Annotated in this window: 2 protein-coding genes; one reads left to right on the forward strand and one right to left on the reverse strand. The window is 66.2% G+C overall.

The features are described from left to right. Positions 1-66 precede the first annotated feature (66 nt). A complete protein-coding gene (locus tag ACO48X_RS05455) occupies positions 67-1305 on the forward strand; it encodes a phosphotransferase family protein (protein ID WP_485001111.1) in 1239 nt (412 codons plus the stop codon). A 107-nt stretch (positions 1306-1412) separates the two neighbouring features. Here the strand turns inward: ACO48X_RS05455 and ACO48X_RS05460 are convergent. Continuing rightward, positions 1413-1578: aminotransferase class I/II-fold pyridoxal phosphate-dependent enzyme (locus tag ACO48X_RS05460; protein WP_485001125.1), on the reverse strand; the 166-nt coding region annotated here is incomplete at its 5' end.

Genomic DNA, 1578 nt, shown 5'->3' on the forward strand with positions numbered 1-1578 from the left:
TGTTCGAATATCAACATGTTGTGTTTAACGTGCACTCTGGCCCGCGCTGTACGGTAGAACTTATATATGAGCATTCCCGGGAAGGACCGTGAAAAGGCGGACCTTGCATTGCTCATCGGCAGCGGCGCCGGTGAGATTCTGCGCAGCGCTCTCATGAACATGGGACAGCCTGCGGTTATACGGGGGTGGGAAGTCCATTCGATCCATCATCGCCCCGGCGCAGGAGTGACGGCCGGTTATTCGGTGACGCTCGACCGGATACTCCCCAACGGCGCCCACATGCGCGTGGAGGAGTATCTGTGCGCTTCGACGGCGCGCCTGTCCCACCCCAACACCCCGGGTCTCGTGTACGTGTCCAAGGGGGACTCCACGTTCTCCGTTTGGCGCTACCCCGCCGATCCTGAGCTTCCTGCGCTGTTCTTGGCCTGCTCGCCCGAGCATATGAGCGCCCTTTTGGGAATGCCCGTGTCCGTGGAGCTCATGAGCTATCGCCCCACTCGGCGCGCCGTCGTCCGAGTGCGGGCGGCGAATTCCGTCAGTTACGCGAAAGTCGCGCGCCCCCCGCAAGTCGAATCGTTGGCGAAGCGGCACATCATGCTCTCCCGCGCCGGGATTCCCGCGCCGCCGGTCCTCATCCACGACGTCCGAGGTCTCCTGGTGATCGGAGCCGCCAATGGGATTCCGCTCTCAACCGCCATTTCGCGCGGCATGGGAAGAAATGCGGCTCCTCTGCTCGGCTCTCTCACGGCTTTGTTGAACGCTTTGCCGCGCGAGGCCCTCTCGCTCAGCCATCGGCCCGCTTGGGCGGACCGTTCCACGCATTACGCGCACGCCGCCGGAACCGCATTGCCGGAGGAACGCGTCCGTTGCGAGGCCGTGGCGCACGGAATCCATGAGCTTCTCGCCAGTTCGGACCCCGGGCCTTTGGTTCCCGTCCACGGAGACTTCTACGAGGCGAACATCTTCGTCTCCCACGATTCGTCGCGGGTCACGGGAATCATCGACGTCGACTCGCTGGGGCCCGGCCACCGAGTCGACGATTGGGCCTGCCTGCTCGGCCACATGAGCGTTCTTCCGCATTTGGCCCCGGACTCGTACCCGTACGTTCAGGACGACCTTCCGATATGGAGGGACGCCTGCGAGCACGCCGTAGACCCTGTGGCGCTGTGCGCGCGCACGGCCGGGGTGGTGCTCTCGCTCGTCGCCGGAGCGAAGCGGGTCGACGGCGCCGAGTGGATCGACGACGCCCTCGGCCGCCTTTCGACGGCCGAGGCGTGGCTCGAGCGGGCCTACCGCCATCGCTGAAGTCGCAGAGCGGGCGAGGGCGTCAGTCAAAGTTCGTGCGGGATGCCGCTGCCTGCCAGGATGCCGCCGAAGGCCCGCGGGGAGGCCGACGGCGGCTCCGCGGGGCGTCAGCCGAGGAGCTTTTGCACCCGCCCCAGGCCCTCGACGAGGTCCTCGTCGGAGAGGGCATAGGAGAATCGCAGGAAACCGCTGGGGCCGAAGGCCTCGCCGGGAACCACGGCGACTTCGGCCTCTTCGAGGATGAGCGCCGCCAGCTCGGCCGAGGTTGCGGCA

It is taken from the genome of Peptidiphaga sp., from assembly GCF_057238965.1.